The 8,580-nt window shown below is 59.1% G+C and carries 8 protein-coding genes and 2 pseudogenes; 6 read left to right on the top strand and 4 right to left on the bottom strand.

Going from position 1 to position 8,580, the window contains the following annotated elements; genetic code table 11:
• A pseudogene (locus AMM33_RS07470) lies at window positions 1-325 on the bottom strand (ISL3 family transposase); the annotation flags it as partial.
• Between the two features lie 72 nt (window positions 326-397).
• Here AMM33_RS07470 and AMM33_RS07475 point away from each other — a divergent pair.
• Together AMM33_RS07475 and AMM33_RS07480 are read left to right on the top strand one after the other, a co-directional pair.
• Window positions 398-1,081 carry a hypothetical protein gene (locus AMM33_RS07475; protein ID WP_090140052.1) on the top strand — a complete coding sequence of 228 codons (684 nt, stop codon included), beginning with the start codon at window positions 398-400 and terminating at the stop codon, window positions 1,079-1,081.
• Between the two features lie 31 nt (window positions 1,082-1,112).
• Entirely contained in the window at window positions 1,113-1,538 is a 426-nt protein-coding gene (locus AMM33_RS07480; protein WP_194945314.1) for a DUF3293 domain-containing protein, read from the top strand.
• 97 nt (window positions 1,539-1,635) lie between these two features.
• On the opposite strand, the gene AMM33_RS07485 is transcribed toward AMM33_RS07480, so the two are convergent.
• Together AMM33_RS07485 and AMM33_RS07490 are read right to left on the bottom strand one after the other, a co-directional pair.
• Complete coding sequence (locus tag AMM33_RS07485; protein ID WP_090140056.1) at window positions 1,636-2,715, bottom strand: tetratricopeptide repeat protein; 1,080 nt, start codon at window positions 2,713-2,715, stop codon at window positions 1,636-1,638.
• Entirely contained in the window at window positions 2,712-3,476 is a 765-nt protein-coding gene (locus AMM33_RS07490) for a hypothetical protein (protein ID WP_194945315.1), read from the bottom strand. Before AMM33_RS07490 ends, AMM33_RS07485 begins: the two co-directional genes overlap by 4 nt.
• A gap of 259 nt (window positions 3,477-3,735) precedes the next feature.
• On the opposite strand from AMM33_RS07490, the pseudogene AMM33_RS22660 reads away from it, so the two are divergent.
• From AMM33_RS22660 to AMM33_RS07505, 4 genes and pseudogenes are all read left to right on the top strand, one after another.
• A pseudogene (locus AMM33_RS22660) lies at window positions 3,736-4,029 on the top strand (SNF2-related protein); the annotation flags it as partial.
• An 85-nt stretch (window positions 4,030-4,114) separates the two neighbouring features.
• Window positions 4,115-6,685 carry a helicase-related protein gene (locus AMM33_RS22665; RefSeq protein ID WP_255350679.1) on the top strand — a complete coding sequence of 857 codons (2,571 nt, stop codon included), beginning with the start codon at window positions 4,115-4,117 and terminating at the stop codon, window positions 6,683-6,685.
• Between the two features lie 91 nt (window positions 6,686-6,776).
• A complete protein-coding gene (locus AMM33_RS07500; protein WP_090140060.1) occupies window positions 6,777-7,163 on the top strand; it encodes a helix-turn-helix domain-containing protein in 387 nt (128 codons plus the stop codon).
• A 23-nt stretch (window positions 7,164-7,186) separates the two neighbouring features.
• The gene (locus AMM33_RS07505; protein ID WP_090140062.1) at window positions 7,187-8,152 is read left to right on the top strand and encodes a hypothetical protein; all 966 of its coding nucleotides are present in this window, start codon (window positions 7,187-7,189) and stop codon (window positions 8,150-8,152) included.
• Between the two features lie 4 nt (window positions 8,153-8,156).
• On the opposite strand, the gene AMM33_RS07510 is transcribed toward AMM33_RS07505, so the two are convergent.
• A partial coding sequence (locus AMM33_RS07510) for a transposase (protein WP_194945316.1) occupies window positions 8,157-8,580 on the bottom strand: 424 nt, incomplete at its 5' end.

Genomic DNA, 8,580 nt, shown 5'->3' on the forward strand with positions numbered 1-8,580 from the left:
TGAAGGCTTCAAACAGCAAGGTGAAGCCATTAAGTCGCCCGGCAAAATCAGGCTCGACCAACCGCACCGAACCGTTGGGAAGTTTCACGCGAGGCGTGCGAACTTGCAGATGGCACTCGTGTTGAAAGAAGTTCAGGTGCCGATACGTCTTGGCCACCGTGTCGTGCACACCATGCAGCCCATCGTGACCCGAGACTGCAAAGCGACTGCCGACTTTGAAGTCAATCAATATCGTCAAGGTCTTGGCACCTTCGTCGAACTCAACCGAGGCAACGCACCACGGGTCAGTGATGCCCAGGGCAGATTCAAACAGCTTGGCAGTCATCAATTCACGCTCAAAAGTTGATCAATATGGCAGAAGCTTACCCACTCAAATTTCAAGAGAACCAAAGAAATCATGTACATCCACTGCCCGAAATGCAAAAGCGCTGCCACCATACCAATCGTCTATGGGAAGCCGACCGATGAAACGATCGAAGCAGGCCGACACGGACTGATTCACATGGGGGGTTGCGTAGTCTTTGACGAGCGCATCAACCGCCACTGCAAGGTATGTGGCTGTGATTTCATCTCGGACGAAGATGGCTTGTTTGGCGCACAGCAGAAACAGCGCATTACGACTCACGAGATGCTCCGTATGCTCGACGACCACGAGCAAGCTTTAAAAGAGGTGCACCATAAAATCGAGCGCGAATACATGCGCCTTGGCCGCGAATACAAAGCAGAGGTCAGTTATGTGGTCTTTGAATATCTGCGCGAATATCACACCGCGTGGGATATCTTTCTGAACCGGTTGCACTATTACGGTGACCCTACGGTGATCGTTGGGCATGACGGCAAGATCATGGCCAGATACAGCAACAGCACAGCCCGCATGTACCTGGTCAAGAACTACCATCAGTTTTATTGGATGCTGGTTGAACTGGCACAAGCCTGTCATTGGTTAGGGCGCACCAGCCGGGGCGACCAGAACGATATCGATGACTTGAAGGGTGCCTCGATCGCCGTTCAAAACGCGAGAGAAAATATCGCCGAAAACTGGATGCAGATCCGCATTGATGCTACATCGCGGTTTGAGTAACGGCACCAAAAATCTGCAACAGAACCAAGCCATGACGATGTCTCAACACCTGCACGCCGAACTCCACCAAGCCTTCACCGAAACCGATTACATCGTCCATCACGAACAGCCGTTCACGATGAATATTGGCAAGCCCTGCCCTGAACTGAAAAAGTTGATGGCAGACCGCAATGTCTTGAACGCTGTGTACATCACGGCCTGGAATCCTTTCGCTCGAAAGCTCAGTGACCGCGAAAACGAAGCCCGACAGCAGGAGCTGAAAACCAGCCTCAAAAAACGGGGTCTGGCATTCATTGACGGGATAGGCCAGCACCCCAGCAACGGCTGGCCCGGTGAGCCCAGCGTGTTGATCTTGGGCTTGAACCGCGAAGCGGCCAAAGCGCTTGCGGGGCATTACGAACAACTGGCCTTTGTGTGGGCAGATGTCAGCGCAATACCAGAGTTGCTGCAGCCCTAAAAAAAACGCACCCGGTTGGGTGCGTAAGGTTTTGCTGCAACTTGATTACAGGGAGAGCGTAGACAAGGGTTTTTGCAGCGACACCATCCTACCAAATTCAGCGCTTTTTGTAAGCCTTCAAAGCCACCGCATATTCGGCCGCAAAATCCGCCCCCAGATCTGCGCTGGGATCGATTTGCTGAAACGCCGCGTACATGATCGCCAACAGGTGCAGGCCCGAGAAATCACCAGGCAGGTTTTTCAGCTTGTACTTCTTGGCCGGGTCGTTGATCTCCAGCCCATTGCGGCCCAGCAAAGCGACCTCGACGCCAATGGTGCGTGTCTTCGCGGGGCCGACTTTGGCGAAAGTCTTGAGCGCATCGGTCAGATAGGCCACCACGTCCAGCCGCAGGCCGCCCACTGAGCCCTCGGCCAGCTGCTTGTGTGCCAGCCGCGTGCGCGCTTTCTCAGCCAGTTCAGCGATGGGCGATGTCGGGTGTTCTTTGATGACGCGCTTGAACAGGCCATCGGCCTCGCGGTCGGCTGTGTCCGTGTCCAGATCGGACAGGCCCAGCGCCAAACCGTAAATGGCTTGCGGGTCATCGGGCAACAAGGCCAGCGCTTTGCGCAGATACGGCACGCCCTCGGCCGGCCGGTCCATGGCGATCAGCAGCCCGCCCAAGTTGCGCAGGGTGTACGGGTCATTCGGGTTGATGCGCGACGCCTCGCGGTAGGCCTCGAATGCCTGCTCGGGCCTTTTCAGCCGGTGGTACGCAACGCCAATGCCCACCCACGCGTGCAGGTAGTCGGGATCGATCTTGACGGCCCTTTTCAGGCGAATGATGGCCTCGTCCAACTGGCCCAACTCGCTGTAGCAAAGCCCCAGGTTGTAGAGCACGGCGGCATTGCCGGGCTCGTCTTTGGTGAGCGTTTCCAGGTAGGGCAAGGCCTCGGCCAACTTGCCCGACTTGAGCATGGGCATGATCATGTCCAGCGCATCCGCATCACGCGGGTAAGTCATCACGCCGATTTCTTTGTCATCGACGGTGACGATGGCGTTTTGACCGCTGGCCGCGTACTCGGCCGCAAAGTGCATCGACACCGCCATCTTGAAAGCCTCGGAGCCAATCTGGCGCGCATCGGCGGGCAGCAGGTTCAGGTCAAAGCGGTGCAGCGGGATTTTGAATTCAGAAATCATGAGAGGATTTTGTAAGGACGCCACTGGTACCAGGACGACATGCCCAGCGCTTGCGCCCAGGCATCGATGAGGGCGCGGTCGTGCTCGGGGCCTTGGGGCACCGCAGCGCCCGCATCGCGCAAAGCCTCGCCCACGCCCATGACGCCAGCGGCCCGGTACGGGATTGCATAAACGCTGGTGCCCAGCAGCTGGTCGGCCAACAAGGCATAAGCGGCGGGCATGCCCAGCAAAGGCACGGGCACCGTCAAGCGGCCCATGGCCATGGTCAAGAGTTGGAGGTTTTCTTGCTGGATCTGTTGGATGCCTTCGCGCTGCACGTCGCGCAAAGACGGGAACTCGTCATGCACCCACTGGTCAACCCGCATGCCCACCGGGTAAGACAGCAGCGTCATCAAAGCCCACTGCTCCACCTTGTGCGCGAACATGGGCACGCGCTCCAGGTCGGCGTCGGGCAGCGACTGACCACCGGTCAACAAGGTGGCCGCTTGCTCAGTGCCCTCCCCCGTGTCGGTGAAGTCAAAACGCAAATCCGGTGGCAAAGCATAAAAGCGCAAGGCATAGCCGCACTGGTACGCGACCCAATAGTCCAGCGGACCACTGCCCGGCCGGTAACGCAGCACATGGGCGGCGGCACCGTGGCGGGCTTTTTGGAGGGTGGCTTGGATGCTGAGCGAACTGTCAGGCTGGAATTCGACGGGACACCCGCTGAGGGCTTCAACCCGCTGCACGATGCCCAGCGTTTCTGGGCGTAGATTTTTCATGGGGTGATTATCGGGGCTGGGGTCGACGGTGCAAATACATTGAGCCTGAAAAAACAGCACAGCGCTCACAGCTACGGTTCCCACACGGATCTTTTGAGCATCAAAAAATGTCGAATCTGCACCAAACGCAGCAAGCCACTTTTGATCATAAATTTGAGTTTTTAAATCGCAAAAAATTACATTTTGTTAAATAATTAGAGGTTTAATTTGTGTATTTTGTAGGTAGTATCGAAGGCTTTCGCTGGAGCGACGCACTCGGATGCACCTCACCCCCCACCAAGCCAAATACATCGCGCACGACCTGACCTTGCAGCACGCAGGCGGCGGGCTCGATCGTTTGAGCCAGGCGCTTTTCAACGCCAGCGTGGACCTGAACCCGCACCAGATCGAGGCGGCCGTGTTTGCGCTGCGCTCGCCGCTGAGCAAGGGCGTGCTGCTGGCCGACGAGGTGGGTCTGGGCAAAACCATCGAGGCGGGCATCGTGCTCTGCCAATACTGGGCCGAGCGCAAGCGGCAGCTGCTGGTCATCTGCCCCGCTTCGCTGCGCAAGCAATGGGCGCTGGAGCTGCAAGACAAATTCAACCTGCCCGCCGTGGTGCTGGACTCCAAAAACCTGGCGCGAAGCCCAGCGCCAAGGCTTGGCCCCGCTGCGCCAAAAAGCCGTGGTGGTCATGTCGTATGCCTACGCCACCCGCATCAAAGAAGAGGTGCGCTCCATGGCTTGGGACTTGGTCGTCATCGACGAAGCCCACAAACTGCGCAACGCCTACCGCGAGAGCAACAAAATTGGCCAGGCCATCCGCTGGGCTACGGGCGACAGCCGCAAGCTGCTGCTGACTGCCACGCCGCTGCAAAACTCGATTCTGGAGCTGTACGGCCTGTCCACCCTGATCGACGACAGCATCTTTGGCGACATCAACGCTTTCAAAAGCCAGTTCACCGGCTCGGGCGGCGACTTGGCTGGCCTGCGCCAACGGCTGGACAGCTTTTGCAAACGCACCCTGCGCAAGGACGTGACCGAGTACATCAAGTACACCGAGCGCAAAGCCATCACGCAAAAGTTCCGGTCAACGGACGACGAACACCGGTTTTACGAAGCCGTCAGCGACTACCTGACCCGCGAAGACAGCTACGCCATCCCCCGCCGCCAACGCCACCTGACCGAGCTGGTGCTGCGCAAGCTGCTGGCGTCTAGCTCGCTGGCCATTGCGGGCACCTTGGGCGTGATGAAAGAGCGCCTGCAAAAACTGCGCGACCAAAAAATCCAGAACACCGCCGACTGGGACCAAAACGACTGGATCGAAACCCTGGTCAGCCAAGAAGAAATGGAAGAAGACCTGCTGGACGAAATCCTCAACGCCAGCGATGAAACATCAGAAACCGGGACGACTGCCGCCCCCACAGACCCCGCCCAGCTCGACCGCCAACGCCTGAACGCCGAAATTGCCGAGCTGGACCGCCTGCACGCCTGGGCGCAAGGCATTGGCACCGACACCAAAACCACCGCCTTGCTGCAAGCGCTGGACGTGGGCTTCAACGCGTTGGCACAAATGCAAACCGGCGGCGCTGCGCAACGCAAAGCGCTCATCTTCACCGAGTCGCGCCGCACGCAGGAATACCTCAAGCGCTTTCTGGAGCAAAACGGCCACGCGGGCAAAGTGGTGCTGTTCAGCGGCACCAACGCTGGCCCCGAGGCCAGCAACATCTATGAACGCTGGCTCACGGCCAACCAAGGCACGGGCCGCATCAGCGGCTCGCGAGACATCGACATCCGCACCGCGCTGATCGAGCACTTTCGGGACGAAGCCGACATCCTGATCGCCACCGAAGCCGCCGCCGAGGGCGTGAACATGCAGTTTTGTTCACTCGTCATCAACTACGACCTGCCCTGGAACCCCCAGCGCGTGGAGCAGCGCATTGGCCGCTGCCACCGCTACGGCCAAAAGCACGACGTGGTGGTCATCAACTTCTTCAACGAACGCAACCACGCCGACGCCCGCGTGCTGGAGCTGCTGGCTGTCAAATTCAAACTGTTTGACGGCGTGTTTGGCGCGTCTGATGAAGTGCTGGGCAGCATCGAATCCGGGGTGGACATCGAGCGGCGCATTCTGGACATCTACCGCACCTGCCGCACGCCCGCGCAAATCGACGCCGCCTTTGCCGCGCTGGGCCAGGCCATGAAACCCGCCATTGACGAACGCATGGCGCAAACCCGCAGCCAGCTGCTGGAAGTGTTTGACGCCGAAGTGCACGAACGCCTGCGCCTGCAGCGGCAGGACACCCTGAGCCACCTCAACCAATTCAGCCGCCGATTTTGGGACCTGACCCGCCATGTGCTGGCCGGGCAAGCCTGGTTTGACGAAGAGCACCTCAGCTTTGACCTGCCCGCGCCCACCGCTGCGGGCATGGACGCGGGCATCGCGGCAGGCCGCTACCACCTCATCTCGCGTGAAAAACCCAGCGACGTGAATTCACTCGCCGTGAACGAGCCAGTGCAAGACGCCCACACCTACCGCCTGTCGCACCCGCTGGGCGAATGGGTGGTGCACGCCGCCTGCCAAGCCAGCACCCCGGTGCAGCGCCTGGTGTTTGACCCGGCGCAAAACCCAGCCCGCATCACGGTGGTCGAAGCGCTGCGCGGCCAGTCGGGCGTGCTCAACTTGCAAAAGCTCACGGTGGACAGTTTTGAAAAACAGGAATACCTGCTGTTCTCGGCCCTGACCGAAGGCGGGCAATCGCTGGACCAAGAGACCTGCGAAAAGCTCATGGCCACGCCCGCCACGCTGCAAGGCAGTGGTGACCTGACTCAAACCACGCGCCTGCAACAAGAAGCAACGCGCCACGCCGACGCCACCGTGGCCCACGCGCTGGAGACCAACAACGCGCACTTCACCGAAGCCCGTGACAAGCTCGACCGTTGGGCGGCCGACATGGAACTGGCCGTTGAGCAAGCCCTTAAAAACACCAAAGAACAAATCAAAGTGGCCCAGCGCGAAGCCCGTCAAGCCCCCTCGCTGGCCGAGCAGCAAGCCATTCAAGAGCGCATCGCCAAGCTCGAACGCCTGCAGCGCAAGCAGCGGCAAGAAATCTTCGATGTCACCGACGACATTCAAGCCAAGCGCGAGCAGCTCATTGACCAGCTCACCCAGCGCATGACGCAGCAAGTGCAGACCGAACACCTGTTCACCCTGCAATGGACGGTCACATGACCAGCCACACCCCCTTGTCAGCGCTGCAAGCCATGGAGCCAGGTGCCTGTGCAGACGCCTGGCCAGACGCCTTGCATCCCAGCGAATTGACATGGTCGAAGCCTGGGGGCGCGGCATGCCCCTGATTCTGGAAAACGCCCCCGATGTCGAGTTTCGCGAGATCGCCCGGTTGTTTGTGGCCAGCTTTGAACGGCCCAGTGCAGTCGCAGTGACTACCCCAGAAATCGCTCCGACTACCCCAGAAACTACCCCAGAAGCCGGCTCGACTACCCCAGAAACGGCTGCTTGGCTCCAGAAAACCACTCAGGAACGCTTGGTACAGCTTTTGCGCGAACAGCCGCAGTTGAGCGCCCCGGCCATTGCAGCAGCGCTGGGCATTGGCAAAGACGGCGTCAAGTACCACATCAACCAACTCAAGCAGGCAGGCAAGCTCCGCCGCGTTGGCCCCAACAAGGGCGGGCGCTGGGAAGTCCTTTGACTCAATAAAAACACGCATTCACCATGACCACCCACAACAACAAACAACGCGACCGCCTCAAAGCCCTGCTGAAAGAACTGTTCCAGCTCGACAAACCCGAGCTGGACTTCGGCCTCTACAAAATCATGCACGCCAAAAGCCAGCAGATAACCCAGTTTCTGGACAAGGATTTGCTCAAAGAAATTGAAGCCGCTTTTGGGGCCGAAAGCGCAGGCCGTGTGCAGCATGCCGAACTGAAAGTGGCCGAGGCCATCGAGCAAGCCAAAAGCTTTGGCGCAGCAGACCCCGAAGCCACGCCACCCGTCATGCAGGCCCGCGCCGCCTACAAACTGGCGCTGGAAGGCGGCAACACCGAAGCCGAGATTTACGACCACCTGTACCGTTTCTTTGAGCGCTATTACGACAACGGCGACTTTTTGAGCAAGCGCTACTACGCCCGAGAAAACGACAGCCGCGCCGCGCCCTACAGCGTGCCCTACGACGGGCGCGAGGTGTACCTGCACTGGGCCAACAAAGACCAGTACTACATCAAGAGCGGCGAATACCTGAGCAACTTCAGCTTCGACCTGACCGAAGCCGTGCGCCTGAACCGCCAAGGCCTAACACAGGGGCAGCCCATGCAAGGCTTTGACTTTGGCGACCCCACCGCACCCGAAGGCTCGCCACTCAAAGTACACATGCACCTGGCCCAAGCGCAAGAAGGCGAGCACGGCAACATCAAAGCCGCCGCAGACCAAAAGCGCGAATTCATTCCCCTGCTGTCCAACCCGGTGGCATTCAACGACCAAGGCGAGCTGGTGCTCAACTTTGAGTACAAGGTGCTGCCCGAGGGCTACCCCATTGATGCAGCCACAGAAGCCGCGCTCAAAACCCAATACGACTTCAAAAACAAAGGCGACGTGCCCGCGCACTGGATGGCCGATGTGTTTTTGCGTGCACTGCAAACACTGGACAAGGACGACACCCGCTACCCAATCCACCGAACATAAGCCTCTACGCCTTGTAAGCCAAATGCGGATGCGGCTTTGTTTTGCTCGCAGGTCGTGGCCGAGATCGGCCTTCAACCCTTCGCACCAGATTGCCCTTGAGCAGTTCGATGCTCTGGGCGATGCACGTCGCAAGGGCGCTAGGCAGCAACAGCAAACGGGGCAGCATGCGTTGCATCAGGCTGGCCGCGTAGCTGCGGTTGCAGATTCGATCAGTGCGCTCTTGCATGCCACGGGCACAGTAACTGAGCAAAGCGCCCAGGTTGTCGGCCAACACTTTGGCGGCGATATCAATGACACAGGCTTGCTGGCTCAGGCCGCTGACGCTTTCGATTTTCAGGCGGTGCTTAAGGCGTTTGAAGGCTTCTTCGATGCGCCAGCGTTGGTGGTACAGCTGCCCAAAAACCTCAGCAGGAAACGCCCGTGCATCC

It is taken from the genome of Limnohabitans sp. DM1, from assembly GCF_001269385.1.
Lineage (GTDB): Bacteria > Pseudomonadota > Gammaproteobacteria > Burkholderiales > Burkholderiaceae_C > Limnohabitans_A.

Coding starts and splice junctions, on each gene's coding strand:
- AMM33_RS07475 (WP_090140052.1), top strand. CDS start 398: ATGTACATCCACTGCCCGAAATGCAAAAGCGCTGCCACCATACCAATC.
- AMM33_RS07485 (WP_090140056.1), bottom strand. CDS start 2,715: ATGATTTCTGAATTCAAAATCCCGCTGCACCGCTTTGACCTGAACCTG.
- AMM33_RS07490 (WP_194945315.1), bottom strand. CDS start 3,476: ATGAAAAATCTACGCCCAGAAACGCTGGGCATCGTGCAGCGGGTTGAA.
- AMM33_RS07505 (WP_090140062.1), top strand. CDS start 7,187: ATGACCACCCACAACAACAAACAACGCGACCGCCTCAAAGCCCTGCTG.
- AMM33_RS07500 (WP_090140060.1), top strand. CDS start 6,777: ATGGTCGAAGCCTGGGGGCGCGGCATGCCCCTGATTCTGGAAAACGCC.
- AMM33_RS07480 (WP_194945314.1), top strand. CDS start 1,113: ATGACGATGTCTCAACACCTGCACGCCGAACTCCACCAAGCCTTCACC.